We start from the raw sequence: 26,668 nt of genomic DNA on the forward strand, positions 1-26,668 counted from the left end.
CACCTCGCTGTAAATTTTAATAATTATGTATCGACACGAAAAAACACCAGAAAATACCACCGCACTTGAAGGTGTCATTCAAGGCTTCGCCGAAGATCCATCTTCAATCTTCCAAAACGAAATGCGAAAAGTTGCAGGAGAAATGAAAGATCTTCCTTTCTATCGAAAAGGTATCGACTGCTATTGCCCTAAATTTATACTTTTTGAAAACCAATGGATAGGTACAATTGTGACACCTTGGATGTTGAGTATTGTCATTTTGCCAGGCAAAGATCAAGAATGGGAACCGCGCGAAATTGGCGATAAACTTTCAGTGCAACTGCCCTATAAAACCTTCACGTTCACAGTGAGTAGTTTAGAAAATATTCCACAATATCTTAGTTGCTCCCTTCATTCTCCGATTGATCCTGCCATGACAAATACTCAAGCAGCTCAACTCGCGCAAGATTGCCTCAGAATGATTTTATCTATGCCAACAAAAGCAACAACTTTTGATCCAGATCGACGTAACTTATTCCGTGCGATAGTAAAATAGGCATAAATTTCAATAGGAGTGAAAGTATTATGTGTTTAGGTGTTCCAGGCCAAATTGTTAAAATTGGCGAAAGCGCTCTTCAACTTGCCACCGTGGATGTATGTGGCGTACAACGTGATGTGAATATTTCACTAGTCTGCACGGGAGATTCTGCCGATTTACTTGGCAAATGGGTGCTCGTTCATGTAGGCTTTGCAATGAGTGTTATTGATGAAGATGAAGCCAAGAAAACTCAAGAAGCTTTACTTGCTATGAGCCAGCTCGAACACGAAGTTGGGGATTTTTTAGGATTAAATCAAAAATAAAGATAACATACTGATCCGATGTAATTTATCTCATCGCTTAATCCTATAAGAGTAGGACAGGATATACCTGTCCACTCTATAAAACTAAAATGCTGAAGTATCTTGAAATAAACCTACCTTTAAATCTGTAGCGGTATAAATGATACGTCCATCAACTTCAACTTCACCATCAGCCATACCCATCACAAGCTTACGATTAATAACACGTTTCATATTAATTCGATAGATCACTTTTTTAGCCGTTGGCAAAATCTGTCCAGTAAATTTTACTTCACCAACTCCTAATGCCCTACCTTTTCCTTTGCCACCAATCCAGCCTAAGTAGAATCCTACAAGTTGCCACATTGCATCTAACCCTAAACACCCAGGCATAACTGGATCACCAATAAAATGACAGCCAAAAAAAGGTAAATTAGGGGTAATATCAAGCTCTGCTTCAATATAACCTTTACCAAATGCGCCTTTTTCTTCATTCATTTCGATAATTCTGTCCATCATTAACATCGTTGGTGCAGGCAATTGAGGCCCATCGTTACCAAATAACTCACCACGACCTGATGCAAGCAAATCATCATATGAATAACTGCTTTTTTTATTAGGTGTACAAGTGTTTTGCATTTTACCTTCCTATATACATGATAATTTCAGTAGTATACTGATTGAGTATATTCTAGAAAGAATAAATAAATCTGTAAATAGCGAACACTTGTTAGCAGAACTAGTCGGATCAGTGCCGTTTAATTATAACTAAAAGAAAAGCGAACAAATGTTCGCTTTTTTAATTAAGATTTAAAAAAATCCCAAAATCCTTTTTTTTCAGAATCGAGCCGATTCTCAATCCTACGTTGAATTAAACGAGAAATAGGCATTGTTTTTTCTGAATATTCTTTATTTTCATCTAATAAATCACGTTCAAATAAGTACTCACAGGCTTGATAAATATCTTCTACTGGATAAATAAAAAATTCATTATTTTTTACCGCACTTTTAACTTCATCAGATAGACTCAGTTGCTGTATAGTTGTCATAGGAATAATCACTCCTTGCTTGCCTGTTAATCCACGACGCTGACAAATTGTGAAAAATCCTTCAATTTTATCATTTACACCGCCTACTGAATGAACCAAACCAAATTGATCGATAGAACCTGTAATCGCAATGTTTTGAGGTAGTGGCAAATCAGACAAAGCACTCACCAATACACAGAAAATTGCAAGCGATGCACTGTCACCATCAATTTCACCGTAAGACTGTTCAAACACCAATGATGCAGAAAAAGGCAATTGAGAAGGGAGATCAAGAATATTAGAAAGACAAGCTTGAGCAATCATCATACCTTTACTATGAATATTTCCTGCAAGCTCATTTTTTCTTTCAACATCAATAACTTCCCCTTCACCAAACTGGACAATACAACTAATACGTGATGGTTCACCAAAACTCACCGGCGTGCCTGGATATTCAATTACTGAAAGCCCATTTATCTGTCCAACAATTTCCCCTTGAGTTTCCACATAGACTTGTTCATTTAAAATATCAGAATAAGTTTGCTCTTTTAAAAAGCCATGTTGTACAGATTTTCTTTGAAAAACAGCTTCAAAATCATCCGCACTTAATATTGAATTACCCGTTAATGTCACTACATCTTGTAGTATTTCTTTAAGTTTAAGAGGTGAAATATTGATGAGAAATCTATCTTCACTTTCGCGTACTAATAATTTATATAATTTATTGAGTGCAGAAAAATTCATTTCAACATTAAGTGTTTGTGCTATTTTCTTCACATAACCAGCCCACATCTTTTGAGATTCAACTTCTGCCACTGAAATATAACTCTCAATTTCAGCATAATCAGCAAAAGAATATAATGATTCTTCTAACTCACCTAAAGTTGCCAATTCTGTACGACTTCCAAGCACAATAACTTTCAAATTAAGGTTATAGCTAGGCACATCGCAGGGCAAGTGTTTAAAAGGATGAGCTGAATACCAATCAAAAGTTTGTGTTTGTAAAATTTGCTTTAGTCGTAACCATAAGTCAAACTGAGATAATAGCATTGCTGCACTTAAAATTAATACTCCTCCATTTGCACGATGAACTAATCCAGGATTTAGTTGAATATCATGCGAACTAGGATGAACACGAAGAGAACCAAACAATTGAAATTGATCACAATAAAGTGCGTTCACCACCTCACCTGGCGTAGCAAAATTATCGTCTAGGGAATGGGCCACCTCTGTATAAACACGTGGAAAAGAAAAAGCGTCTCCTTGCTCAACAACATAATTTACACCAAAAACCGATTGTTCACGATGATGATGCAACTTAGTAAAGGATTCCAATAACGAAGCATATTCAGCTTGATCATCAGCTTTAAGCATTAGCAAAAAACGACTAGGATGACGTAAAAATACAGATAGAGCCTGTTTAGCATTAGGTTGTAATGACCAAAAATCAACCGTCTCTGATGGGAATTCAGTTATAGCTAGATCTGGTTGCAACTCTTGCCAATCCAAGGCTTGTTGAGGAAAAAATGAACTCACAGTCACTCTCTTTTTGAAAAAATTAGGGCTATTATCGCATATTTCATACGCTTGTAAAAATCTGCTAGAAAATTCATTTAAAAAGACTTACACTAGTCGAGTTACCACGTCACTGAATAGTTAAAACATGAAATATCAAAAACTTGAAAATCAAGAAGCTAATTGGAAATGGATTTATCTCATTCGAAAATACCGTGAAGGAGAAAATATTACATGTTATGAAGAACGCAGTCTACAAGAGGCAAAATCACAAGAATTATTAGCCTGTCAACATTATCCCGAAAAAATAGAAGCATGGATAAAAAACCATCTTTCTCCAGCACTTCCAATTAAATTAGATCAGGCTATTCGGGCGCGCCGTAAACGCTTTTTTAATGGTGAAAAACAGCATACAAAAAAGAAGTCTATTGATTTAGAATATGCTGTATGGCAACGTCTTTCAAGATATTCTCGCAAAATGAAAATGACATTATCAGAAACTATTACCTATATGATTGATGAGCGAGAAAGTAAAGCACAATTTGAAAATCAAATGGCTGCAATGAAAAACAGCTTGAAGAATTTACTCAAATAAAAAAGACAAGCTGCAATTCTTGTCTTTTTACTTAGGACTAAATAGAGAAAATCAGAGCAAGATCATTACTCCTGGTTATCCACTATAGGGATAATTTTTGTGGCATGAGAGCCTTTGTCTCCATGAATCACTTCAAATTGTACTTTTTGCCCTGCTTTTAAAGAGCGATACCCTTCCATTTCAATAACAGAATAATGAGCAAAAATATCGGCATCTACACCCTCAGCGGAAATGAAACCAAATCCCTTTGCATTATTAAACCATTTCACTACACCAATTTCCATAAAAGACCTCTCTAGGCTTTGCCTATTAAAACAAAATACCAATAAGGCGATTGCCTTATCACCTCGTATGGTTAATATGTTCAGTCATTTTATGAAATAATGCAATGAGAAATCTTCAAAAATGATAACTAGATCACAAAAAATTAGTTTTATGATGCCTTTTTATTATGATTATGTGCTTCTCGTATCGCCTTTGCTACAATTTGGATAGCCTCACCACTACTTACACCTTTAGCCATCAAGGCTTGAATTTGTTCTACTGCTTTTTGTTGTTGTTCATGCGTTAAAATAATATCAAACATTCTCCCATCCTAATTTATTCATTAATTTTAACCATTGTTCATCTAAACCTGCAGTGAGCTTTATCTCTACTTTTGTTATAGGGTGAATAAATATTAATTCATAAGCATGCAAAAATAATCGTTGACAACCTGTATGAGTAGTTAATGCACGATTCTGATGTAAATCGCCATATTGAGTATCCCCTAAAATTGGATGAAAAATATGTTTCATATGTCGCCGCAATTGATGTTTTCGCCCAGTATAAGGAATCAATTTCACTAAAGAATAACGTGCAGTTTGGTAACGCCCAACCGGATAAGGCATTTCTGCAGTTCTTATCCCTTCATATTTAGTTATGGCATCTTGAGGAGGTTTATCTTCTTGGGATAATTTATCTGCAATTTTATCTAATTGAATTTTTAATGGATAGTCAATGATGTCCCTTCCCTCTAAATATCCTCTTACGACGGCTAAATAAGATTTATCTACACATCGCTGTTCAAATTGCTGACATAATATATTGGCAATTTCGCTATTTAATGCAAACAATAAGACACCAGATGTGGGACGATCGAGACGATGAACAGGAAATACATGCTGACCAATTTGATCTCGTAAAGTTTGCATGACAAATTGTGTTTCGTGAGGATCAAGCCAGCTACGATGCACCATCATTCCTGCAGGCTTATTCACCGCAATCAGTACATCATCTTGATATAGAATCTCTAATATCATTGATTTTTCAATAATTCTTCTAAGGCTATTAAAGGAGACAATAATTGTTCTAATTCATCAAACTCTTTCATTGCTTCTTCAATATAAGGGGAAATTGCAATCTGATTTGGCAATGGTGCACCACTTTCCAGCAATGCTAGCATACGTGGAATAAATACCCATTGTAACCATTCTTGAGCAGACATCGTATCAATAGAAAACGGTTCTTCACTGAGAAAAGCATCAGCTGCTGGAGGAATACTTTGCCATAATGACAAAGAATGCATAACATTTTGTAATTTCTGGATATACTTTTTTGTTTGATTACGCATAATAATTCCTCTAAAAAATATAATGCTTATTCTACAAAAAATCATATTATTTCGCAAAAACACTATAATTTTAATCGTTAATCATCATCTTCCTTACTACTTAATCTCCCTATTATGAAGTATTTTTCTTGATTTAAGTCATCATTTTATCAAGAAATGAATATAAACACTTTCCATTACAAAGAAAATATCCTACTATTTTGATAGGTTTTATTCTATTTCATTTAAGAAGGAGTGATTTATGTCTTTTGCCCAACAAAAACTTAGCGAATTAGCAGTTTCTATCCCAGGAGCAACCAAAATTTTTCGTGAATATGATTTAGATTTTTGTTGCGGTGGTTCTATATTACTAGAAGTTGCCGCACAGCAAAAAAATCTTAATCTCGCTGAGATTGAAACGCGCTTAGCTTATTTACAACAAAGTAAATCAGAAAATAATGATAAAGATTGGAATGTTGCACCTTATGACGAAATTATCGATCATATTATTACACGCTACCATAATCGCCATCGAGAGCAGCTACCTGAATTAATTACCTTGGCTCAAAAAGTTGAAAATGTACATGGTGATCGTGAAGATTGCCCAATTGGTGTAGCCGCACAACTAGAAAAAATTTACATAGAATTAAGTCAACATTTAATGAAAGAAGAACAAATTCTTTTCCCAATGATTAAGGCCAAAAATTATATGATGGCAGCTATGCCAATCCGTGTAATGGAAATGGAGCATGATGAAGCAGGGCAAGATGTAGAAGTCGTTAAATCTCTCACTAATCATTGTACAGCGCCGGCTGATGCTTGTTTTAGTTGGAAAGCCCTATACAGTGGGATTAATGAGTTTATTGATGACCTTATGCATCATATTCATTTAGAGAACAATATTTTATTCTCTAGAGTATTAAGAGAAAAATAATTTATGTAAAAAGGGCTAGATAAAATATCTAGCCCTATGTTTCTAATGACGTAAATACCTAAATTATTTTTGGTATAAAGGAGCTGGTCCTTGAGTACCGCCATTAGATTGACTACCTTCCTGTAATTTTAATACAGAACCAGAAGCCGTCACTTCTACACGACGGTTAGGTCTTAAACACTCTCTTAACGCTTGTTTATCTGTTACATCATCACAAGCCTTAACTTGTGGATTTTTACCATATCCAACTGCGTTGATCTGAGCAACAACACCATCTTCTAATAAACGTGCTTTAACACGGTTTGCACGACGTTGAGAAAGATTTAAGTTATAAGAATCTGAACCTAAACGGTCAGTATAACCTGCAACTTTAACATCTTTTGCACCAGTTGACTTTAATTGATTTGCAACATTATCAACGACTTCTTTACCACGCGCAGTTAAAGTATCTTTATCAAAATCAAATAAGAAATCACCGCTTAAACTGAATGCAGAATTACCGTTACAACCATTAGGGAACCAAAAGAAAGATTGTGCATTATGGTTTTTATCAAATAACACTTTATATTGACAAACTTTGTGAACCCCATTTTCACGATAATTAAATACATAATCCCATTCTTCTACGCCGTATAAACCTTCAGCAAAATGAGGATCACCGATTAATTGACGAATTTGATCTTTATTTTGACCACGTTCGATCAAACGAACATTAGACCAGTTTGGCCATGTACCAAATTGGCTACCATCATGATTAAAACCTGATGTATCAATTTTTGGCCACACCAATTGTGGTACTTGCTCACCATTTACATCTTTATATTCTGGTGTACCAGCATCTGTTACTTTGCTTAAGTTACCACAAGCTGTTACAGTTGCGATTGCAACAGTAGATAATAAAATACGAGATAATTTCATTTGTTTTACCTTTTAATTTGTAAAATCCCTAAATTAAAGGGATAACTAAACTTTATAAATTTCAAAGAACAAAACTTTCAAAGTTTCGGTGCATATACTAATGGCAAAACTTTACCTTGTAAATAACAAATTACTTGATTTTGCCTAAATCAACCGTTTTTTTTTGTAAAGATAATGTAAAGAAATTAAAGTTTATTGAATAAAATTATTTACCTTCTTCATCATATAACTATAAATAATATTCGCTAAACTTTCTCCTGCCTGGCGACCTAATTTTTTTATTAACGATTTTTTCAATCGATATTTCACCGCAAGAACTCGTTTTTCTTTCATCTTATCTAAAATCAAATCATCACTTGTAGTGATTTCATCAACCAATTTCAATTCTAGCGCTTGCGTTCCAAACCAATGCTCTCCTGTTGCTATTTTATCTATATCTAAGTGAGGACGGTTTTGTAAAACAAATTGTTTAAATAATTGATGTGTTTCTTCTAATTCTTGTTGGAATTTTTGTTTACCTTTTTCGGTATTTTCACCTAGCATTGTTACAGTTCGCTTAAACTCTCCAGCGGTCATTACATCTACATCCACATCATATTTTTTCAATAAACGATGAATATTAGGAATTTGTGCAACCACACCTATCGACCCAATGATAGCAAACGGAGCTGATACAATTTTATCAGCAATACAAGCCATCATATAACCTCCACTTGCTGCTACTTTATCCACCGCAATCGTTAACTTAATTCCTTTTTGTTTTAAACGAGCTAATTGAGATGCGGCAAACCCATAATCATGCACAATACCACCTGGGCTTTCTAAACGTAGTAATACTTCATCTTCTGGTTTTGCGACACTTAAGATTGCTGAAATTTCTTCTCTAAGTGCGGTTGTTTCTGATGCTGAAATATCACCATGAAAATCTAAGATATATACACAACCTTTCTTTTCGTCATCTACAGTTTCACCTTTTTTTAATTTCTCTTTACGTTTTTTGGCTCTTTGTTTTTCAGCTTTTTTCTCTGCTTTAGCTTGTTGTTTTAGCTCTTCTTCAGAAAAATTAAAATCGCGCAACACTCGAACTTGACTATCAAATTCTTCCAATAAATCCTTAATTTCCAGCTCGCCTACTTTCACTTTATTGTTCTGACGATGTGAAATAATTAAGCTCACAATGACTAAAATCACTAATAAAACCGTCAAAATTTCTAAAACAAAAATTCCATAGCCCGTTAAAATATCGTTTAACATTGTTTCTCCTCACGATGAATAATCCACTCCATTCTATACTTTTTTATGGAAAAAATTCCATACTCAGGTAAAATATCTCTATTTTTACGTAAAATTACATTTAGTTATAGAGGTTTATATGTCTAACGTAGCATCAATTGTTGATGTATTACAAGGAAAAGTGGCGATTGGTGAAACCGTCACTGTACGTGGTTGGGTACGTACCCGTCGCGATTCTAAAGCTGGCTTATCTTTCTTAGCGGTTTATGACGGTTCTTGCTTTGATCCAATTCAAGCGATTATTAATAACGATATTGAAAATTACGAAAGCGAAATTTTACGTTTAACAACGGGCTGTTCTGTGATTGTAACGGGTAAAGTCGTTGAATCACCTGCAGAAGGACAAGCGGTTGAATTACAAGCAGAAAAAGTGGAAGTGACAGGGTTTGTTGAAGATCCAGATACTTACCCAATGGCAGCAAAACGCCACTCTATTGAATATTTACGCGAAGTAGCTCACTTACGCCCTCGTACCAATATTATTGGTGCAGTTGCACGTGTTCGTCATTGCTTATCTCAAGCAATTCACCGTTTCTTCCATGAGCAAGGTTTCTATTGGGTGGCAACCCCATTAATTACTGCATCAGACACTGAAGGTGCGGGTGAAATGTTCCGTGTTTCTACACTTGATTTAGAAAATCTTCCGCGTGGTGAAAATGGAAACGTTGATTTCAGCCAAGATTTCTTCGGTAAAGAATCATTTTTAACGGTTTCAGGTCAGTTAAACGGCGAAACCTATGCTTGTGCATTAAGCAAAATTTATACCTTCGGTCCAACATTCCGCGCAGAAAACTCAAATACCACCCGTCACTTAGCTGAGTTCTGGATGGTTGAACCAGAAGTAGCATTTGCAACGTTAGCGGATAACGCAAAACTTGCAGAAGATATGTTGAAATACGTATTCCGTGCAGTATTGTCTGAGCGTAAAGATGACTTACAATTCTTTGAAAAACACGTAGATAAAGATGTTATTACGCGTCTAGAAAACTTTGTAAACTCAGATTTTGCGCAAATTGACTATACTGACGCCATTGATGTGTTATTAAAATCGGGTAAGAAATTTGAATTCCCTGTTTCTTGGGGTATCGATCTTTCTTCTGAACACGAACGTTTCTTGGCGGAAGAATATTTTAAATCACCAGTTGTAGTGAAAAACTATCCAAAAGACATTAAAGCATTCTATATGCGTTTAAATGATGATGGAAAAACTGTGGCGGCAATGGACGTGTTAGCACCAGGAATTGGTGAAATCATCGGTGGTTCACAACGTGAAGAACGTTTAGACGTGCTTGATAAACGAATGGAAGAAATGGGATTAAACCCAGATGATTATTGGTGGTATCGCGATCTGCGTAAATACGGTAGCGTTCCACACTCTGGTTTTGGTCTTGGTTTTGAACGTTTAATCGTCTATGTAACTGGCGTGCAAAACATTCGTGATGTAATTCCATTCCCACGCGCGCCAAGAAATGCGAATTTCTAATTCAATTTAACTTTAATATTGACCGCACTTACGCCAAAGTGCGGTCAATTTTTTCAGAATTTTAAGGAAAGTAAAATGGATAAAATTAAACAACTCTTTGCCAATAATTACAGTTGGGCACAAAGAATGAAAGAAGAAAATTCGACTTACTTCAAAGAACTTGCGGATCATCAAACGCCACATTACCTTTGGATTGGTTGTTCTGATAGCCGTGTCCCCGCTGAGAAATTGACGAATCTTGAACCGGGTGAGCTTTTTGTACACCGTAATGTTGCTAACCAAGTAATTCACACCGATTTTAATTGCCTTTCTGTTGTGCAATATGCCGTCGATGTACTTAAAATTGAACATATTATTATCTGTGGCCACACCAACTGTGGCGGTATTCATGCTGCTATGACAGATAAAGATTTAGGACTTATCAACAACTGGCTTCTTCATATTCGCGATATTTGGTTTAAACACGGTCATCTTCTCGGTAAACTTTCCCCAGAAAAACGAGCGGATATGTTGACTAAAATTAACGTAGCGGAACAGGTTTACAATCTTGGACGCACTTCAATTGTAAAAAGTGCTTGGGAACGCGGACAAAAACTCTCATTGCACGGCTGGGTATATGATGTAAATGATGGATTTTTAGTGGATCAAGGCGTAATGGCAACCAGTAGAGAAACCCTTGAAATTTCTTACCGTAATGCTATCTCGCGCTTATCAACGCTTGATGAAGAAAGTATTTTGAAAAAAGATCATCTTGAAAATATCTAAAGAAAACGCCCTTTCGGGCGTTATTTTTTTAAGCTTTACTTTCAGCCAAATTTTTCTTTTCTTCCAATTCTTCCCAGCGTAAAAATGCTGTTTCTAATTCGGCTTCAGTATCCGCCAATGCTTTTAATTTAGCGTCGGTAATATCATGAGCCTGTTGGAAAAATGCTGGATCGGCTATTTCAGTTTGAAGTACGGTGATTTTAGTTTCCAACTCTTCCAATAGTTGTGGAAGTTGTTCTAGCTCACGTTGTTCTTTATAAGAAAGTTTTACTGATTTCGGCTTAGAAGTGCGGTCATTGTTCACCGCACTTTCTTCTTTTAGCGGTTCAGTTTTCTTCGCTTTAGCCTGCTCTTCCACGGCTTTGCTTGCCCAGAAATTGGCTTGTTGCTGTTTAGCATCAAAGAATCCCCCCACATACTTATTCAAACGCCCCTCACTTTCAAATAAATAACACTCTGTCGCAGTATTATCGATAAATTGACGGTCATGACTCACAATTAATAATGTGCCTTGATAATCAGTCAAAATTTCTTCTAAAAGCTCCAATGTTTCTACATCGAGGTCATTGGTTGGTTCGTCAAGAATCAATAAATTGTTTGGTTTGAGCAACAATTTTGCAAGCAATAAACGATTTCGTTCTCCCCCCGATAAGGCTTTAACTGGCGTCATTGCACGTTTTGGCGGGAACAAGAAATCTTGCAAATACCCTAGTACATGGCGTTTTACACCATTGACTTCAATATCTTGTTTACCATCTGCCACATTATCCATTACGGTTTTTTCAGGATCTAAATCAGCACGATATTGGTCAAAATAAGCAATGTCTAATTTAGTGCCACAACGAATTTTTCCTGATGTTGGCTGAATTTCACCCAGCAATAATTTAATAAACGTAGTTTTTCCACAGCCATTTGGCCCAACAAGCGCAATTTTGTCTCCACGTAAAATGGTTGTTGAAAAATTTTTTAACAAAGTTTTTCCCGCGACTTCATAGCTCACATTTTCCATTTCAAAGACAATTTTGCCTGAACGACTTGAGGTATCTAACTGTAATTTAGCTGTACCCATTACCTCACGGCGTTGACGGCGTTCCTCACGCATTGCTTTTAATGCACGCACTCGCCCTTCATTTCTTGTACGGCGAGCCTTGATACCTTGGCGAATCCACACTTCTTCCTGTGTAAGACGTTTATCAAATAATTCATTCTGCAAGGCTTCAACGCGTAGATTTTCTTCTTTTGTGGTTAAATATAAATCGTAATTGCCCGGATAAGACACTAATTGACCGCGATCTAAATCCACAATCCGTGTTGCCATTTTGCGAATAAAAGAACGGTCATGGGAAATAAATACAATGCTACCTTGAAAATCGAGTAAGAAATTTTCCAACCATTCAATGGCTTCCACATCCAAGTGGTTGGTTGGTTCATCAAGTAATAACACATCAGGATCGCACACCAATGCGCGTGCTAGTGCCGCTTTGCGTAACCAACCGCCTGAAAGTGCGGATAATTTTGTGTTTGGATTTAAGCCCAGTTTTAACAACACTTCATTGATTTTATTTTCAAATCGCCAGCCATCAGCGTGTTCTAATTTAGCCTGAACTTGCTCTAATTGACTTAAAATTTGATCACTGTAATTTTCTTCCAATTGAACAGAAATATGATGATATTCTTTCAATAAATCCGTTAAATGGCCAACCCCTTCCGCGACATAATCAAAAATGTTGCCTTGCGCATTACGCGGTGGGTCTTGCTCTAAACGAGAAACCACAAGATCTTTTTCGTATTGGATTTTGCCATCATCCATGAGCACATCGCCTGCGATGATTTTCAATAAAGTTGATTTACCTGCGCCGTTACGCCCAACTAAACAAACACGTTCATTCGGTTCGATATGTAGTTCTGCGTGATCTAACAAAGGTGCATCACTAAAGGAAAGATATCCATTGGTTAAACTAATTAATGCCACAACTGCCCCATAAAAATTCAGTGAAAATTAACCGCACTATTCTATACGGTTTGCATAAAAAATCCCATCAATTCGATGGGATTCACTCTTAAATCAAAGTTGTTGATATACCCGCAATGCGTGTGCATCTGACATGCCTGCAATATAATCGCAAATAATCCGTTTCTTCCTTTTTTCTGGTGCATTACGCCAACGATTTGCAGTATTTCGCGGTAATAAACGTTCTGGATCAGATTCAAAAATCTGGAACATTTCTGTCAACATTCTCTGCCCTTTATATTCGATTCGTTGGGTATCAACATTGCGAATTACATAATCCCAAACGAATTTTTTAAATACACCAAGTGCAGCGATCACTTCAGGTGGCAACTCTGCGTTATAACGTAACAAAGGTTCATCAAAATTTGCCGTTAATTTCCACCGCACATTGGTAATAAAAAAGTTCACCAATGCGCCAATCGCTTGTTTGCGTTCAAAATGTTTATCAGAGAAAAGTCGTTGGCTAATTGAATCAATGTTTTCATGCAACCAAGCTGACGGAATTTGTTTTAATGCGGAATGTGCCGCTTGCCATTGATGAGGATTGACAACGCCGGTCACAATGGCATCTTCTAAATCATGCACACCATAGGCAATATCATCCGCCAATTCCATAATGCTGCAATCCAAAGATTTAAAACGAGTATGTAAAGATTCAGCTGGATTTTCCCGCACTTTTTTAAATTGACAGAATAAAGTGCGGTCATTTTCAGAAAGATTTTCCAGCAACCAATTAAACATTTTTAAATCATCGCGAAAAATGCCTTTTCCTGGAATCCAATCATGAATACGCACAAAACGCGGATCAATATTGCGAGAAAAATTAAGTTCTTCATATTGAGGCGAAGCTACATCTAACAACGCGGGATATTTCACTACACCTAATAGTGTTCTACGTGTTAGATTCATCCCTGCATTTTCAGTGTAAGGCTCAAGTTTCGTTAAAATTCTAAAGGTTTGTGCATTGCCTTCAAAACCGCCCTGCTCTCCCATCATATAATTTAATGCCGTTTCGCCACCATGCCCAAAAGGCGGATGCCCAATATCATGCGCAAAACACAAACTTTCGATAAGATCGTTACTCGGCAATAAAGGTTTCATCTGCTTTTGTAACTCATTTTTATCAATATTTAACGTTTGCGAAAGGCTTTCAATGGTTTCTAAAAATTTAAGTTGTGCAACGAGACTACTACCAATCTGTGCGACTTCCAAAGAATGAGTTAAACGGGTACGGTAAAAATCATTTTCACCAATCGCGTGTATTTGAGTTTTCGCTTGTAAGCAACGAAAGGCGGCAGAATGTAAAATTCGCCCACGATCGCGACGAAATGGTGGACGATTATCTTTTTCGCGTGGAGGATCGGGAAGAAAACGTTCTGTCCAAGAAGAATCAATGATGAGTGGTTTCATATCGCTTTGTTTTATTTAATTTTTCTGCATTATCTAATCATTTAGCACAAAAAACAACCGCACTTTATCTGGAACAAACAAAATCTAGAATAAATAAAGTGCGGTTGAATTTTTATTGATATTTAAACAAAGAAATAAATGAGCTTAAATACAAATGGGGCAAGAATAGAACTAATAATCCCACAAAGCACGAGAGAAATAGAACTATAACTTCCTGCTGTTGAGTTAGTTTCCATACAACTTACAGTACCAAGTGCATGAGAAACTGAACCAACGGAAAGTCCTATAGCTTCTTGATGTTTAATACCTAATTTTTTTAATACAAGGTAACCAAAAACAGAGCCCTGCAAACCTGCAACAACAACCCCTACGGCGGTAACAGCAGGAATTCCGCCTAAATGGCGAGAAACCTCCATCGCGATAGGCGTTGTAATAGATTTAGGTAAAACTGTTGCAACCATTTCAGGTGTTGCACCTAAAAGAAATGCTAAAAGTGCACCACTTAACATTGCTAAAAAAGAGGCAATGAAAACCGTTGAAAGAATGATTTTCCATTGTTTGGCAATTTGGCGAAGTTGCTCATAAAGCGGCAAAGCAAGAGCAACGATACTTAATGAAAGCAAATTGTTTATTGGTGCATTCCCAGCCATATAATCATCATATGGAATTTTGCCTACAACCAAAATTACCACAAGAATCAACACGGTTAAGATAAATGAATTGAAAATGACTGATTTCCAACGTTTACTAATTTGTAATGCAAGCCAAAATCCGAAAATTGTTAAAAATGTATAAAGATAAATTGCGTACTGCTGCATAATTGACATCCAAATAAAGACTACATGTTTTCAGTTATTTGTTTCTCTTGAACTTGGCGACGTTTTATTACTTTTTTCCGTTTATGTGTAAAAGATTGGAGTCGATATAAATGATTGGCAAAAAAACCAATCACAACTAATGTAATACATGTGCTTACAATATTGGGAAGTAATAAAATATTAACCTGTTCTCTTAATAAATCAGAATATTTAATAATACCAACGCTTACAGGCACAAAAAGCACCGCCATAAAACGAATCAATAAGCTCGCGCCTAAATAAATCCAATCTAAATGAATTAATCGTGTTGTTAAACCTAAAAAGAGCAATAACAATCCCCAAATACTCCCAGGTACACCTACAGGTACATAATGTGCAATAAGATTTCCGAGATATAACATAATGTATAAAATGACCAAAGAACGGGCCAATAAAAACACCTTTTGAACCATATTCGACCTTTTCAACTTTTTTGATAATGTTTAAAAAAGATTTTACGCCTTTTAAGAGAAAATTGACCACCTATTTTTAAATAAAATCGGGCGTAATCTGAAAAAAATGTGAGCTCGATCAAATTTTGATATCAAATTACAAAGAGTTAAACACAATCAAATCACCAGCTATTATTCATCAGGCTTAAGATTTGTTACAATGTTCCACCTTATTAACCATGAATCTTAAACAATCTGTCCCCACATTTATATCACCTATAAAATGGAATACTCTACACACTTATTGGCACCAATAGCGCCAATTTACCAAGGTTAATGATGAAAAACTGCTTAATTTTAATTTCTTTACTTTTTTTAACCGTGCTTTCCGCTTGCTCCAGTGAGAAAGGTAATTGTCGTGTTGTGGGTATCAGCGATGGCGACACTTTAACTTGCCTTACAAAAGGCAATAAGCAAATCAAAGTGCGACTAGCCGAAATTGATGCACCAGAGAAAAAACAAGCTTTTGGACAAAAATCTAAAAAAGCGTTGTCTGATATGGTCTATCTTCGTGATGTGCGTCTTTCTTTAAAAGGTCAAGATCGCTATCAACGCACATTGGCGATTGTTTATTATCATGATAAAAATATTAATTTAGAAATGGTTAAACAAGGTATGGCATGGGCTTATAAGCAATATTCCCATGATCCGATTTATCTTCAAGCGCAAGAAAATGCACAAGCCAAACGAATTGGTCTTTGGGCGGACAATAATCCAATTGAACCAAGTCAATGGCGCAGACAAGAGAAAAATCAATATGACTTTTGATTATCAAACTTTCCGTCAAGAATTTCCCTATTTTCAACATGAAGATGCGGTTGTTTATTTAGATAACGCCGCCACCGCGTTGAAACCTCAAGTGTTAATTGATCGCACTGCTGAATTTTATGCGTCTGCAGGTTCAGTGCATCGTAGCCAATATGATGCTGCCCAAACTGCGCAATATGAACAGGCTCGCACACAAGTTAAAGAATTAATTAATGCAGAAGATAAACGCGCTGTTATTTGGACTTCGGGTACAACTCACGCAATAAACTTAGTGGCAAATGGATTACTACCGCAATTAAACGCAGAAGATGAAATTCTGATTAGCCAAGCAGATCATCATGCCAATTTTGTCACTTGGCACGAAACGGCGAAAAAGTGCGGTGCAAAAATTCGAGTTTTACCGATTTTAGATAATTGGCTAATTGATGAAAATGCGCTTATTTCTGCCCTTTCTGAAAAAACAAAACTCGTTGCGCTAAATTTTGTTTCAAATGTCACGGGCACAGAACAGCCGATTAAACGCCTGATTCAACTTATTAGAAAACATAATCATGCGTTGGTTTTAGTGGATGCAGCACAAGCGATTAGTCATATCAAAATTGATTTACAAGATTTAGATGCGGATTTCCTCGCATTTTCTGCCCATAAAATTTATGGCCCAAATGGGCTTGGCGTTTTAACAGGAAAATTGACCGCACTTTCTCAACTTCAACCGCTCTTTTTCGGTGGAAAAATGGTTGATCGTGTATCAAATGATCGTATTACTTTTGCCGAATTGCCTTATCGTTTAGAAGCGGGTACACCCAATATTGCTGGGGTTATTGGCTTTAATGCTATACTGGATTGGTTACAAAAATGGGATTTTACCGCAGCAGAACAGCACGCCATATCCTTGGCTGAATCCGTCAAAGTGCGGTTAAAATCTTACGAGAATTGCCGATTATTCAATTCCCCTCAACCAAGCACCTTTGTTTGCTTTATATTTGATGGCATTGACTGTTCCGATCTTTCTACACTTTTGAGCGAACAAAATATTGCGCTTCGTGTGGGAGAACATTGTGCCCAGCCTTATTTGGCACGCTTAGGCGAACGCACAACATTACGCCTGTCTTTTGCCCCTTATAATACGCAGGAAGATGTAGAGGCATTCTTCACCGCCTTAGATAAAGCACTGGATTTATTACAATGATAGAACAATTAAAACAAGCTAAAAATTGGGAAGATCGCTATCGCCTGATTATTCAAGCTGGCAAAAATTTATCTCGCCCAAGCGATGATGAACTCGCTCAAATGCAACCCATTACTGGCTGCGAAGCACAAATGTGGTTTCAAATTATGCCTAAAAATAACCGCACTTTTCAATTCAACGGATTTAGCGAAGCCAGAATTATGAATGGCTTGCTTTCGATTTTATTCAATCAAATCAATGGCAAAACAGCGGATGAATTGAATACATTTGATATTACTACATTTTTTAGCGAACTTGGCATTTCACAACGTTTAAGCGAAACACGTTTAAACGGCTTAAACCAAATCGGACAGCAATTAAAAAATTTATGTATTTAATCGAAACCTATTTTCGCCTAACTGCGCTCGAAAATAATATTGAATCACAAAGTCGTTTACTTAATGCCGTGATCGATCAATGGCGGTATAACGGGCAAATTATCGGACGTGAGATTCCTTTATATTTAGCGGAAGAAGATGGCGCACAAGGCTTTGCTATGCGTGTAATTTGCCCTGAGCAAGATAGTCTTTTCCCGCAAAATAATAACGCAGAAGTGAATCGAGCATTACAAGAAGCCGAAAAGTGCGGTGTAATTTTTGATGGTTTTCAACTTGTGGGCGATGATTTCAATTCAGATCAAACAGCAGAAAATTCCTCGCCAGATTGGCAAGTGCTTTATACAACCCATTTACAAAGTTGCTCGCCAATTCACAGCGGAGAAAATTTCGCACCAATCCCTTTGTATAAACAACTAAAAAATCAACCGCACTTAAGCCAAGATCTGATTAAATGGCAAGAAAATTGGCAAGCCTGCGATCAACTACAAATGAATGGTGCAGTGTTAGAACAACAATCTTTGGCAGAAATTTCGGATCATCAAAGCACGCTTTCAAAACACGGACGTTATTTAGCCCAAGAAATAGAAAAAGAAACAGGCATACCGACTTACTATTATTTATATCGTGTAGGTGGGCAATCTTTAGAATCTGAAAAATCCCGGTGCTGCCCTTCTTGTGGCGCAAACTGGGCGTTAAAAAACGCGATTTTTGATACCTTTCATTTTAAATGCGATACCTGTCGATTAGTTTCGAATCTATCGTGGAATTTTTTGTAATTAATTTATAAAGTATCGAAATTTGCAAAATTCGAACACCTAATCGGAGAAAAAATGAATTACCAAGACAACAGCTTAAAATCCTTAAAACTCGGTCAAAAAACAGAATATGCCTCTCAATATGACCGTACTTTATTACAGCCTGTGCCACGCGCGTTAAATCGCGATGGATTGGGCATTACCGAAAACCAGCCTTTTACCATTGGTGCCGATATTTGGACGGCTTATGAAATCTCGTGGCTCAACGAAAAAGGCTTACCGCAAGTAGCTATCGCAGACATTTATCTGGATTATCAAAGCCAAAATTTGATTGAGTCAAAAAGTTTTAAACTTTATTTAAATAGCTTCAACCAAAGCAAATTTGCCAACTTCAATGCTGTTCAACAAACTATGCAACGCGATTTAAGCGAATGCGCGCAAGGCGATGTAACAGTGCGGTTAAATTCAGTGGCAGTTTATGATTCTCAAAAAATTGATCATTTACAAGGTGATTGCATTGATGAACAAGATATTGAAATTACCAGCTACGAATTCAATGCTGATTGGCTGAAAGATTGTGTATCTGATAAAATTGTCGAAGAAAAATTAGTCAGCCATTTATTGAAATCTAACTGCCTGATTACTAATCAGCCAGACTGGGGAACGTTACATATTCATTATATTGGTAAAAAAATCAATCACGAAAAATTATTGCGTTACGTTGTATCGTTCCGCCAACACAATGAATTCCACGAACAATGTGTCGAACGTATTTTTTGCAATTTAATGCACTACGCAAAACCAGAAAAACTCACTGTTTACGCACGCTATACTCGTCGTGGTGGATTAGACATCAACCCATTCCGTTCTAATTTTGAGAATTTACCTGAAAATTTAAGATTGGCGAGACAGTAAAAGAAAAATGCGGTGAAATTTCAGCGCACTTTACTACCCTTGCTTCAAATCATTTGCCTGCTGCAATAGCTGACGGCTTTCTTTTAAGAATTGTTCGGAATAATCGCCAAACCAGTCATGCACCTTGTGGAAAGCATCAATAAAACCTTGACGATCATTATTTTCGAAGAAAGTTAAGGCTTCTTCGTAAGTTTGTTTTAGTGTTTCGATTACCGCTAAATTTTCTGGCTTATCCATAATAATATCTGCGTAAAGCTCTGCATCTTGCGCAAATAAACGACCAATCATCGCAAGTTCTAAGCGATAAATAGGGGAAGAAAGCGCCAATAAATTAGCAAGATTAACGGGCTGTTTGGAAAGGTGTAAACCATTCGTAAAAGTTGAAAAATGGCGCAAGGCTTGTATATAAGTCATATTGTGATCGTGTTCTGTGGCATCGGTTTGATAAATTTTTGCGCCCCAAATTTGAATTTGCTCAAGTAACCATTCGTAACGTTCAGGAAAACGTCCATCACAACGTACAACCACTTGTTTCGCCATACTTGCAATATCTGGCCCAAACATCGGATGTAAACCTAAAACAGCACCAGAATGGATTTCAAGCATTTTCGCTAGCGGTTCACGCTTAACAGAGGTTAAATCTGCAAGTAGCATGTTTTCCGTTAAATAAGGTTTTAAACGTTCAATTGTTTCTAAGGTGAGATTAATAGGAACAGAAACGATCACGACATCAGCATTCGTTAAAATACTTTCAGCTACCGCCCAATCTTCACGATCTAAAATAGAAATTGGATAGCCAGATGCACGTAAATAACGAGCAAATAAACTACCCAATTTACCATAACCGCCCACGATAACAATTTTGTGAATATCAGAATTGATGGTTTTAAAGCCAAATTGATTTTCATTGGCATAGGATTCACGCATAAAACGACGTAGAACATCTTCAATCAGATCTGCTGAAATGCCTGCTTTTTCAGCTTCTAAACGACGCGCTTGGAGCATTGCTATTTCACGCTCTGGCGCATAAATAGGTAATCCATGTTGATGTTTAACTTTACCGACTTGAGAAACCAACTCAAGACGTTTAGCAAAAAGTTGGATAAGTTCGCGATCAAGCGAATCAATTTCAGAACGTAAATCCTTAAGGGCTTCCATAAAACTCACCTGCAAAATTTAGTTTACACAATTTGTAAAAAATTAATTACAGATGAGATTACTAGAATTTTATAAGAAAGGCAATTAGGTTATGCAGATTGCGTGATTAACCGTTGTGGGCGAATAATATTCCCGTCGATCAATGCCACGCCTAAGAATAAATTCTCCGCTGAAAATAACCGCACTTGGCCACTTAATTGCTGGTCGTTAGCAAATTTCACTCTCTGACCAAAACCAATGGCTTTGCTCTGCTCTGCATCCAAATGCAAAGCGGGCAATTTACTTACAGCGGTATCGGTTGGCAGTAATAGACGATCTAATTCACTTAATGGAAAACTTTCAGTGAGCAGTTGTAACTCATCAATTGGCATCATTTCTGCTACGGGGTAATCCGCTACGGCTGTACGGCGTAACATTGTCACATGCGCGCCACAACCTAGCACTTCACCCAAATCATCGACTAAAGTGCGAATATAAGTGCCTTTTGAACAATGCACTTCTAAAGTTAAAAAAGGCGCGTTATATTCAATAAAATTGAGTTCAAAAATCGTAATTGGGCGTGCCTCACGCTCAACTGTAATACCTTGGCGCGCATATTCATAAAGCGGTTTACCGTTATGTTTTAATGCAGAAAACATTGTCGGTACTTGCAAAATATCACCACGAAATTGTTCAAGTGCGGTCAAAATTTGCTGAGTTTCAACATGAACTTCACGCGTTTCCACGACTTGCCCTTCCGCATCGGAAGTATCGGTACGTTCGCCTAATTTTGCCGTAACAAGATAACGCTTATCGGCATCAAGCAAAAATTGTGAAAACTTAGTTGCTTCACCCAAGCAAATCGGCAACATTCCCGTAGCCAACGGATCGAGCGCGCCAGTATGCCCCGCTTTGTTCGCTTGAAATAAACGCTTTACCTTTTGCATGATATCATTTGATGACATGCCTTGTGGTTTATCCAACAAAAACACACCATCAACATCACGCCAGCGTTTACGAGGTCTAGACATTAGTTGCTTTCCTCAACGTGTTTTTTCTCATCTTCACGCACAACATTTGTCACAAGATTTGACATACGCATCCCTTCCACTAAGGATTGATCGTAAATAAAGCGAATCTCTGGCACGATACGTAAACGCATCGCTTTGCCTAGTAACGAACGAATATAAGGCGATGCTTTTTCTAAGCCTTTCATGCCTTGCTCGATTGCCGTTTCATCGTGATCGAATAAAAAAGTCACGAAGATTTTTGCGTAAGATAAATCACTCGACACTTCCACATCAGAAACCGTCACCATCCCAATACGAGGATCTTTCACTTCGCGTTGTAAAATGACTGCAATTTCTTTTTGTATTTCTTGAGCGACGCGATCGCTACGTTTAAATTCTCTTGCCATAATTATTCCTTATTTATAAAAGCGCCCCATTCTACTGGAAATCATTGGATTTAGCACGCAAAAATCCCTTTCAACCTGATACTGTTTTTCGATAAAATGACACCTGATAATTTGTTTGAATATTCAAACTTCTGATAAAAATTACTTTACAGAGGGCATAATTTATGCAAACGAGATGACCAAGATTGTCGATGAAAATCACTCATTACAACAAGCTTTTTTAAATGAATTAGACGAAAAACTCAAAGGCGTACTCCAACGCATCAGCGGCTATGCCGTAAACGAAGACACCCTACGCGGACTGATTATCCTCTTCTCCGATACCAACTTTACCCGCCCTAATTACAACACATATGACGTATAACGTGATGTGAATATTTCACTAGTCTACACTGGAAATCCAGTCGGTTTACTTGGCAAATGGGTTCTCGTTCATGTAGGCTTTGCAATGAGTGTTGTTGATGAAGATGAAGCCAAGAAAACCCTAGAAGCTTTACTTGCAATGAGTCAACTCGAACACGAAGTTGGGGATTTTTTAGGATTAAATCAAAAATAATAAAATAGTCGTTCTAATTGAACGACTATTTTATTTATATGCTATTCCAATCTAAATTCTGATAAAATATATAATTATCTTTATAAAATTTGGGGAAATCTTCATGATCTTCGTTTAACCAAGGTTTAAACTTTCCTGTGTAATGAATAATATTTGGTACAAAAGTAAAATGAGGACTTAAATCTATTTTCTCCTCTCTCAATCTATCTTCCAACAAACCTACTTGAAAATTAAACCTAACAGGTAATAATTTAATTAACTCCTTACTTAAACCAAAATTAATCGTATCTTGATCACCATATTCAAATTTCTTTCCATACTTTAATGCACTATCAATAAAATAGTTATCAACATTTAATTTACGCCATTTATTTAAATTAATTAGCATCACACCAGAATTAATATACTGTTGTTTATCAAAATACTTATGGAACCAATGGAATTCCATACCATAATCAGTAACAGCTCCCAATAAATAATTATCTATGTCAATATTCCAAAGTTCATCTATTGGCTTATTAATAATTACATCTACATCTAAATAAATAACTTTTTCTAGGTTTTCTGGGAGTAAACGATGAACAAACAATCGAACTAATGAAAATGCCCCAATATGATCTGGAGATCCTACTGTTGGAAATATAATTAACTTATTAACATCTTCAATATACAAGTCATACAGAGAATTGCCTCGATGAGCTAAATACTGCCCTACTCTCGTTAATTCAGCTCTTGAAATACCATCATGAATAATATAAATATTTACATCATGATGGTGATAGTGCACTGACTTCAGAGCTACCTCTAAATAACTAGAATAATTTTTATCTAGTACAAATACAATATTCATTATTTAAAAACCTTAATATAGAAAATAAAATCCTTTTCTCCTTTCAGTATATATTAGATTGCTATCAAGTTATTTCATCCCCAATTTTTCTGGTTTATCAGAAAATACTTAGCAAAACAAAGAAAAAAATAAAAACGTCGGAGAAACCGACGTTTTTATGATTGAAATTAAAGTGCTTCAATCGCTTTATACTGCTCTTGGATTTTTTCTAATCCTGATTGGTATTCCGCTTGTTTTTCACGTTCTTTGGCAATCACCGCTTCAGGTGCTTTAGCTACGAAAGCTTCATTGCTGAGTTTGTTCTCGATACGTTTAACTTCGTTTTGATATTTTTCAATTTCTTTAGTTAAACGGGCAAGCTCTGCTTCTTTATTGATAAAGCCAGCCATTGGTACGAGTAATTCAGCATTGCCAACAAGTTTCGCTACCGCAAGTGGTTCTGTTTCGTTTGCGGCTAATACTTGAACGTTGTCTAATTTCGCCATGGCTTTTAAAAGAGCGGTCTGTTTTTCGAGAATTTTTGCATTTTCTGCGCTTAAATTACGGAATAACAGATCTAAGCCTTTGCTTGGTGCAATATTGCTTTCTGCACGGATATTACGCACTGCAACGATCACTTCTTTCAACCACTCAATTTCAGCTTCTGCTTCTGGATCAAAGCCGTTCTCTTCCACTTGTGGGAAAGGTTGTAACATAATGCTATCAGCCGTAATGCCCACAAATCCTTTCACTTTTTGCCAAATTTCTTCGGTAATAAATGGAATAAGCGGATGCGCTAAACGTAATAATTTTTCTAACACGTGAACCAAAGTTTGGCTTGCCGCACGGATTTGTGCTGCATTGCCGTTGGCAAATACTGGTTTAGTCAATTCTAAATACCAGTCGCAGAATTGGTTCCAAGTAAACTCATAAATCGCATTGGCACAAAGATCGAAACGATATTGGCTTAATGAATTACGGAAAGTTTCTACTGTGCGATTAAATTCTGATTGAATCCAACGATCTGCTAATGAGAACTCAATCTCGCCTTCGCTTAAATCTAATTTGTCATTCGTTAATACGAAACGGCTTGCATTCCATAATTTATTACAGAAGTTACGATAACCTTCTAAACGTTTCATATCCCAGTTGATGTCACGGCCGTTTGAAGCCAACGCAGCTAATGTGAAACGTAATGCGTCTGTACCGTGAGCTGCAATACCTTCAGAGAATTCTTTGCGCGTTGTTTTAGCAATTTTCTCTGCTAATTGCGGCTGCATCATGTTACCAGTGCGTTTTTCAAGTAAATCTTCAAGGCTGATACCGTCAATCATATCGATTGGATCAAGTACGTTACCTTTTGATTTAGACATTTTTTGGCCTTGCTCATCACGGATTAAGCCCGTGACATACACGGTTTTGAATGGTACTTGTGGTTTGCCGTTTTCATCTTTCACAAAATGCATCGTAAACATAATCATACGTGCAACCCAGAAGAAGATGATATCGAAGCCGGTGATTAACACATCCGTCGGGTGGAACATTTTGAGTTCTTTGGTTTGCTCCGGCCAACCTAAAGTGGAGAACGTCCACAAGCCTGAGGAGAACCACGTATCCAGCACGTCTTCATCTTGTTTGAGTTCAACCGCAGAATCTAAGTTGTATTTTGACCGCACTTCTTCTTCATTACGTGCCACATAAACATTGCCCTCTGCATCATACCACGCCGGAATACGATGTCCCCACCAAAGTTGGCGAGAAATACACCAATCTTGAATATCTCGCATCCAAGAGAAGTAAAGGTTTTCGTATTGTTTCGGCACGAATTGGATTTCGCCATCTTCCACCGCTTTAATTGCTACATCAGCAAGCGGTTTCACGCTAACATACCATTGGTCGGTTAACATCGGCTCGATTGGCACACCACCACGATCGCCATAAGGCACTTTCAAATCATGTGGTTTGATTTCATCTAATAAACCTAGCGCTTCAAAATCTGCCACAATTTTCTTACGTGCAGCGAAACGCTCTAAGCCACGGTAATCCGCAGGAATAATTGCTTCATAGCCAGCAAGTGGTTTACCATCAGTACCGATAATTTCCGCTTCATCACGAATATCTGCATTTAAGGTTAATACGTTAACCATCGGCAAGCTGTGACGTTTACCCACTTCGTAGTCGTTGAAGTCATGCGCAGGGGTAATTTTTACCACACCAGTACCGAATTCACGATCTACATATTCATCGGCAATAATCGGAATTTCACGGTTTGCCAATGGCAGAACCACGGTTTTACCGATTAAAGATTGATAACGCTTATCTTCTGGATGCACAGCTACTGCCGTATCGCCCAACATGGTTTCTGGACGCGTGGTTGCCACCACTAAATAATCTTTACCATCTGCCGTTTTCGCACCGTTTGCTAACGGATAACGGAAATGCCAAAGAGAACCTTTGCTCTCTTTGTTTTCTACTTCTAAATCAGAAATCGCGGTGTGAAGTTTTGGATCCCAGTTCACCAACCGTTTGCCACGGTAAATCAAACCTTCTTCGTGCAAGCGAACAAACACTTCTTTTACGGCATTCGACAAACAGTCGTCCATCGTGAAACGCTCACGTTCCCAGTCGATTGAGTTACCTAAACGACGCATTTGTTGGCTTATTGTGCCGCCTGAATAGGCTTTCCAATCCCAAATTTTATTGATAAATGCTTCACGACCATAATCATGGCGAGTTTTACCTTCTTCTGCGGCGATTTTACGCTCCACCACCATCTGGGTTGCGATACCCGCATGGTCTGTCCCCGCTTGCCATAAAGTGTTATGCCCTTCCATACGGTTAAAACGGATTAAGGTATCCATTAAGGTTTGCTGGAACGCGTGTCCCATATGTAAAGAACCCGTTACATTCGGCGGTGGAATCGCAATGCAATAGCTCGGCGCGTTTTCATTTTCAGACGGTTTAAAATAACCGCTCTCTTCCCAATGTTGATAAAGGGCTTGTTCTACCGCAGACGGATTAAAACGGTCTGCCATTTCGAATTTTTGTGTCATT

29 protein-coding genes and 1 pseudogene are annotated in these 26,668 nt (G+C 37.2%); 13 read left to right on the forward strand and 17 right to left on the reverse strand.

Going from position 1 to position 26,668, the window contains the following annotated elements; all coding sequences use genetic code 11:
- Positions 1 to 25: 25 nt before the first annotated feature.
- Positions 26 to 535 (forward strand): hydrogenase-2 assembly chaperone, encoded by a 510-nt coding sequence (gene hybE / locus C3V42_RS00175; RefSeq protein ID WP_106013231.1) that lies wholly within the window; start codon positions 26 to 28, stop codon positions 533 to 535.
- Between the two features lie 29 nt (positions 536 to 564).
- Positions 565 to 840 (forward strand): hydrogenase maturation factor HybG, encoded by a 276-nt coding sequence (gene hybG, locus C3V42_RS00180; RefSeq protein ID WP_106013232.1) that lies wholly within the window; start codon positions 565 to 567, stop codon positions 838 to 840.
- Between the two features lie 84 nt (positions 841 to 924).
- On the opposite strand, the gene fabA is transcribed toward hybG, so the two are convergent.
- Both fabA and C3V42_RS00190 read right to left on the reverse strand, forming a co-directional pair.
- On the reverse strand, positions 925 to 1,458 hold the full coding sequence (fabA, locus tag C3V42_RS00185) for a bifunctional 3-hydroxydecanoyl-ACP dehydratase/trans-2-decenoyl-ACP isomerase (protein WP_048952668.1): 534 nt from the start codon (positions 1,456 to 1,458) through the stop codon (positions 925 to 927).
- 164 nt (positions 1,459 to 1,622) lie between these two features.
- Positions 1,623 to 3,389 (reverse strand): Lon protease family protein, encoded by a 1,767-nt coding sequence (locus tag C3V42_RS00190; protein WP_164994197.1) that lies wholly within the window; start codon positions 3,387 to 3,389, stop codon positions 1,623 to 1,625.
- A 121-nt stretch (positions 3,390 to 3,510) separates the two neighbouring features.
- On the opposite strand from C3V42_RS00190, the gene matP reads away from it, so the two are divergent.
- Positions 3,511 to 3,957, forward strand: a complete 447-nt coding sequence (gene matP, locus C3V42_RS00195; protein WP_048952670.1) for a macrodomain Ter protein MatP — start codon at positions 3,511 to 3,513, stop codon at positions 3,955 to 3,957.
- A 65-nt stretch (positions 3,958 to 4,022) separates the two neighbouring features.
- On the opposite strand, the gene cspD is transcribed toward matP, so the two are convergent.
- From cspD to C3V42_RS00215, 4 genes are all read right to left on the reverse strand, one after another.
- Positions 4,023 to 4,241, reverse strand: a complete 219-nt coding sequence (gene cspD, locus C3V42_RS00200; protein ID WP_048952671.1) for a cold shock domain-containing protein CspD — start codon at positions 4,239 to 4,241, stop codon at positions 4,023 to 4,025.
- A gap of 149 nt (positions 4,242 to 4,390) precedes the next feature.
- Positions 4,391 to 4,543 (reverse strand): YoaH family protein, encoded by a 153-nt coding sequence (locus C3V42_RS00205; protein ID WP_048952672.1) that lies wholly within the window; start codon positions 4,541 to 4,543, stop codon positions 4,391 to 4,393.
- Positions 4,536 to 5,255: a tRNA pseudouridine(65) synthase TruC gene (truC, locus tag C3V42_RS00210; protein ID WP_106014291.1), complete on the reverse strand. Its 720-nt coding sequence runs from the start codon at positions 5,253 to 5,255 to the stop codon at positions 4,536 to 4,538. The genes C3V42_RS00205 and truC overlap by 8 nt, the downstream gene beginning before the upstream one ends.
- Positions 5,255 to 5,569: a YqcC family protein gene (locus tag C3V42_RS00215; RefSeq protein WP_106013234.1), complete on the reverse strand. Its 315-nt coding sequence runs from the start codon at positions 5,567 to 5,569 to the stop codon at positions 5,255 to 5,257. The genes truC and C3V42_RS00215 overlap by 1 nt, the downstream gene beginning before the upstream one ends.
- Positions 5,570 to 5,810: 241 nt before the next feature.
- On the opposite strand from C3V42_RS00215, the gene ytfE reads away from it, so the two are divergent.
- The gene (gene ytfE, locus C3V42_RS00220) at positions 5,811 to 6,482 is read left to right on the forward strand and encodes an iron-sulfur cluster repair protein YtfE (RefSeq protein WP_106013235.1); all 672 of its coding nucleotides are present in this window, start codon (positions 5,811 to 5,813) and stop codon (positions 6,480 to 6,482) included.
- Positions 6,483 to 6,545: 63 nt separating this feature from the next.
- On the opposite strand, the gene C3V42_RS00225 is transcribed toward ytfE, so the two are convergent.
- A complete protein-coding gene (locus C3V42_RS00225; protein WP_106013236.1) occupies positions 6,546 to 7,400 on the reverse strand; it encodes an OmpA family protein in 855 nt (284 codons plus the stop codon).
- Between the two features lie 192 nt (positions 7,401 to 7,592).
- Positions 7,593 to 8,654 carry a protease SohB gene (gene sohB, locus C3V42_RS00230; protein WP_106013237.1) on the reverse strand — a complete coding sequence of 354 codons (1,062 nt, stop codon included), beginning with the start codon at positions 8,652 to 8,654 and terminating at the stop codon, positions 7,593 to 7,595.
- Between the two features lie 118 nt (positions 8,655 to 8,772).
- Here sohB and asnS point away from each other — a divergent pair, with 118 nt between their 5' ends.
- A complete protein-coding gene (gene asnS / locus C3V42_RS00235; RefSeq protein WP_106013238.1) occupies positions 8,773 to 10,176 on the forward strand; it encodes an asparagine--tRNA ligase in 1,404 nt (467 codons plus the stop codon).
- A 75-nt stretch (positions 10,177 to 10,251) separates the two neighbouring features.
- On the forward strand, positions 10,252 to 10,941 hold the full coding sequence (can, locus tag C3V42_RS00240; protein ID WP_005633627.1) for a carbonate dehydratase: 690 nt from the start codon (positions 10,252 to 10,254) through the stop codon (positions 10,939 to 10,941).
- Between the two features lie 28 nt (positions 10,942 to 10,969).
- Here the strand turns inward: can and C3V42_RS00245 are convergent, their stop codons facing one another.
- The 4 genes from C3V42_RS00245 to C3V42_RS00260 all read right to left on the reverse strand — a co-directional run bounded on the left by C3V42_RS00245 (position 10,970) and on the right by C3V42_RS00260 (position 15,632).
- Positions 10,970 to 12,913 (reverse strand): ABC transporter ATP-binding protein, encoded by a 1,944-nt coding sequence (locus C3V42_RS00245; protein ID WP_106013239.1) that lies wholly within the window; start codon positions 12,911 to 12,913, stop codon positions 10,970 to 10,972.
- Positions 12,914 to 13,006: 93 nt separating this feature from the next.
- Positions 13,007 to 14,362: an anti-phage deoxyguanosine triphosphatase gene (locus C3V42_RS00250; RefSeq protein WP_106013240.1), complete on the reverse strand. Its 1,356-nt coding sequence runs from the start codon at positions 14,360 to 14,362 to the stop codon at positions 13,007 to 13,009.
- Between the two features lie 122 nt (positions 14,363 to 14,484).
- Positions 14,485 to 15,180, reverse strand: a complete 696-nt coding sequence (locus C3V42_RS00255; protein WP_065264778.1) for a CidB/LrgB family autolysis modulator — start codon at positions 15,178 to 15,180, stop codon at positions 14,485 to 14,487.
- Between the two features lie 20 nt (positions 15,181 to 15,200).
- The gene (locus C3V42_RS00260; RefSeq protein WP_106013241.1) at positions 15,201 to 15,632 is read right to left on the reverse strand and encodes a CidA/LrgA family protein; all 432 of its coding nucleotides are present in this window, start codon (positions 15,630 to 15,632) and stop codon (positions 15,201 to 15,203) included.
- 315 nt (positions 15,633 to 15,947) lie between these two features.
- On the opposite strand from C3V42_RS00260, the gene C3V42_RS00265 reads away from it, so the two are divergent.
- The 5 genes from C3V42_RS00265 to queF are packed head-to-tail and all read left to right on the forward strand — an operon-like array spanning position 15,948 to position 19,675.
- The gene (locus tag C3V42_RS00265; protein WP_164994198.1) at positions 15,948 to 16,439 is read left to right on the forward strand and encodes a thermonuclease family protein; all 492 of its coding nucleotides are present in this window, start codon (positions 15,948 to 15,950) and stop codon (positions 16,437 to 16,439) included.
- Positions 16,429 to 17,628, forward strand: coding sequence for a cysteine desulfurase (locus C3V42_RS00270; protein ID WP_106013242.1), 1,200 nt, complete (start codon positions 16,429 to 16,431; stop codon positions 17,626 to 17,628). Before C3V42_RS00265 ends, C3V42_RS00270 begins: the two co-directional genes overlap by 11 nt.
- Positions 17,625 to 18,005: a SufE family protein gene (locus C3V42_RS00275; RefSeq protein ID WP_106013243.1), complete on the forward strand. Its 381-nt coding sequence runs from the start codon at positions 17,625 to 17,627 to the stop codon at positions 18,003 to 18,005. The genes C3V42_RS00270 and C3V42_RS00275 overlap by 4 nt, the downstream gene beginning before the upstream one ends.
- Positions 17,996 to 18,781 carry a Zn-ribbon-containing protein gene (locus C3V42_RS00280; protein ID WP_106013244.1) on the forward strand — a complete coding sequence of 262 codons (786 nt, stop codon included), beginning with the start codon at positions 17,996 to 17,998 and terminating at the stop codon, positions 18,779 to 18,781. Before C3V42_RS00275 ends, C3V42_RS00280 begins: the two co-directional genes overlap by 10 nt.
- A 54-nt stretch (positions 18,782 to 18,835) precedes the next feature.
- On the forward strand, positions 18,836 to 19,675 hold the full coding sequence (gene queF / locus C3V42_RS00285) for an NADPH-dependent 7-cyano-7-deazaguanine reductase QueF (RefSeq protein WP_106013245.1): 840 nt from the start codon (positions 18,836 to 18,838) through the stop codon (positions 19,673 to 19,675).
- 33 nt (positions 19,676 to 19,708) lie between these two features.
- Here queF and tyrA read toward each other — a convergent pair whose 3' ends face one another.
- The 3 genes from tyrA to rbfA form a co-directional block, all read right to left on the reverse strand.
- The gene (tyrA, locus tag C3V42_RS00290; RefSeq protein ID WP_164994199.1) at positions 19,709 to 20,833 is read right to left on the reverse strand and encodes a bifunctional chorismate mutase/prephenate dehydrogenase; all 1,125 of its coding nucleotides are present in this window, start codon (positions 20,831 to 20,833) and stop codon (positions 19,709 to 19,711) included.
- 89 nt (positions 20,834 to 20,922) lie between these two features.
- Complete coding sequence (gene truB / locus C3V42_RS00295) at positions 20,923 to 21,843, reverse strand: tRNA pseudouridine(55) synthase TruB (protein WP_106013247.1); 921 nt, start codon at positions 21,841 to 21,843, stop codon at positions 20,923 to 20,925.
- The gene (gene rbfA, locus C3V42_RS00300; protein ID WP_005628626.1) at positions 21,843 to 22,229 is read right to left on the reverse strand and encodes a 30S ribosome-binding factor RbfA; all 387 of its coding nucleotides are present in this window, start codon (positions 22,227 to 22,229) and stop codon (positions 21,843 to 21,845) included. The genes truB and rbfA overlap by 1 nt, the downstream gene beginning before the upstream one ends.
- 175 nt (positions 22,230 to 22,404) lie before the next feature.
- Here rbfA and C3V42_RS08680 point away from each other — a divergent pair, with 175 nt between their 5' ends.
- Positions 22,405 to 22,593, forward strand: a complete 189-nt coding sequence (locus C3V42_RS08680; protein ID WP_240610379.1) for a hypothetical protein — start codon at positions 22,405 to 22,407, stop codon at positions 22,591 to 22,593.
- A pseudogene (gene hypC, locus C3V42_RS08685) lies at positions 22,588 to 22,785 on the forward strand (HypC/HybG/HupF family hydrogenase formation chaperone); the annotation flags it as partial. The gene C3V42_RS08680 and the pseudogene hypC, both read left to right, overlap by 6 nt.
- Positions 22,786 to 22,819: 34 nt before the next feature.
- Here the strand turns inward: hypC and C3V42_RS00310 are convergent.
- Entirely contained in the window at positions 22,820 to 23,635 is an 816-nt protein-coding gene (locus tag C3V42_RS00310; protein WP_106013248.1) for a glycosyltransferase family 8 protein, read from the reverse strand.
- 167 nt (positions 23,636 to 23,802) lie between these two features.
- Positions 23,803 to 26,667 carry a valine--tRNA ligase gene (gene valS / locus C3V42_RS00315; RefSeq protein ID WP_106013249.1) on the reverse strand — a complete coding sequence of 955 codons (2,865 nt, stop codon included), beginning with the start codon at positions 26,665 to 26,667 and terminating at the stop codon, positions 23,803 to 23,805.
- Position 26,668: the final 1 nt, after the last annotated feature.

The organism is Haemophilus sp. oral taxon 036 (assembly GCF_002998595.1).
Taxonomy (GTDB): domain Bacteria; phylum Pseudomonadota; class Gammaproteobacteria; order Enterobacterales; family Pasteurellaceae; genus Haemophilus; species Haemophilus haemolyticus_K.

Bases quoted from the DNA above. Each gene is read 5' to 3' on its own strand.
- hybE (WP_106013231.1), top strand. From the start codon at position 26: ATGTATCGACACGAAAAAACACCAGAAAATACCACCGCACTTGAAGGT.
- hybG (WP_106013232.1), top strand. From the start codon at position 565: ATGTGTTTAGGTGTTCCAGGCCAAATTGTTAAAATTGGCGAAAGCGCT.
- fabA (WP_048952668.1), bottom strand. From the start codon at position 1,458: ATGCAAAACACTTGTACACCTAATAAAAAAAGCAGTTATTCATATGAT.
- matP (WP_048952670.1), top strand. From the start codon at position 3,511: ATGAAATATCAAAAACTTGAAAATCAAGAAGCTAATTGGAAATGGATT.
- cspD (WP_048952671.1), bottom strand. From the start codon at position 4,241: ATGGAAATTGGTGTAGTGAAATGGTTTAATAATGCAAAGGGATTTGGT.
- C3V42_RS00205 (WP_048952672.1), bottom strand. From the start codon at position 4,543: ATGTTTGATATTATTTTAACGCATGAACAACAACAAAAAGCAGTAGAA.
- C3V42_RS00215 (WP_106013234.1), bottom strand. From the start codon at position 5,569: ATGCGTAATCAAACAAAAAAGTATATCCAGAAATTACAAAATGTTATG.
- ytfE (WP_106013235.1), top strand. From the start codon at position 5,811: ATGTCTTTTGCCCAACAAAAACTTAGCGAATTAGCAGTTTCTATCCCA.
- C3V42_RS00225 (WP_106013236.1), bottom strand. From the start codon at position 7,400: ATGAAATTATCTCGTATTTTATTATCTACTGTTGCAATCGCAACTGTA.
- sohB (WP_106013237.1), bottom strand. From the start codon at position 8,654: ATGTTAAACGATATTTTAACGGGCTATGGAATTTTTGTTTTAGAAATT.
- asnS (WP_106013238.1), top strand. From the start codon at position 8,773: ATGTCTAACGTAGCATCAATTGTTGATGTATTACAAGGAAAAGTGGCG.
- can (WP_005633627.1), top strand. From the start codon at position 10,252: ATGGATAAAATTAAACAACTCTTTGCCAATAATTACAGTTGGGCACAA.
- C3V42_RS00250 (WP_106013240.1), bottom strand. From the start codon at position 14,362: ATGAAACCACTCATCATTGATTCTTCTTGGACAGAACGTTTTCTTCCC.
- C3V42_RS00255 (WP_065264778.1), bottom strand. From the start codon at position 15,180: ATGCAGCAGTACGCAATTTATCTTTATACATTTTTAACAATTTTCGGA.
- C3V42_RS00260 (WP_106013241.1), bottom strand. From the start codon at position 15,632: ATGGTTCAAAAGGTGTTTTTATTGGCCCGTTCTTTGGTCATTTTATAC.
- C3V42_RS00265 (WP_164994198.1), top strand. From the start codon at position 15,948: ATGATGAAAAACTGCTTAATTTTAATTTCTTTACTTTTTTTAACCGTG.
- C3V42_RS00270 (WP_106013242.1), top strand. From the start codon at position 16,429: ATGACTTTTGATTATCAAACTTTCCGTCAAGAATTTCCCTATTTTCAA.
- C3V42_RS00275 (WP_106013243.1), top strand. From the start codon at position 17,625: ATGATAGAACAATTAAAACAAGCTAAAAATTGGGAAGATCGCTATCGC.
- C3V42_RS00280 (WP_106013244.1), top strand. From the start codon at position 17,996: ATGTATTTAATCGAAACCTATTTTCGCCTAACTGCGCTCGAAAATAAT.
- queF (WP_106013245.1), top strand. From the start codon at position 18,836: ATGAATTACCAAGACAACAGCTTAAAATCCTTAAAACTCGGTCAAAAA.
- tyrA (WP_164994199.1), bottom strand. From the start codon at position 20,833: ATGGAAGCCCTTAAGGATTTACGTTCTGAAATTGATTCGCTTGATCGC.
- truB (WP_106013247.1), bottom strand. From the start codon at position 21,843: ATGTCTAGACCTCGTAAACGCTGGCGTGATGTTGATGGTGTGTTTTTG.
- rbfA (WP_005628626.1), bottom strand. From the start codon at position 22,229: ATGGCAAGAGAATTTAAACGTAGCGATCGCGTCGCTCAAGAAATACAA.
- C3V42_RS08680 (WP_240610379.1), top strand. From the start codon at position 22,405: ATGACCAAGATTGTCGATGAAAATCACTCATTACAACAAGCTTTTTTA.
- C3V42_RS00310 (WP_106013248.1), bottom strand. From the start codon at position 23,635: ATGAATATTGTATTTGTACTAGATAAAAATTATTCTAGTTATTTAGAG.
- valS (WP_106013249.1), bottom strand. From the start codon at position 26,667: ATGACACAAAAATTCGAAATGGCAGACCGTTTTAATCCGTCTGCGGTA.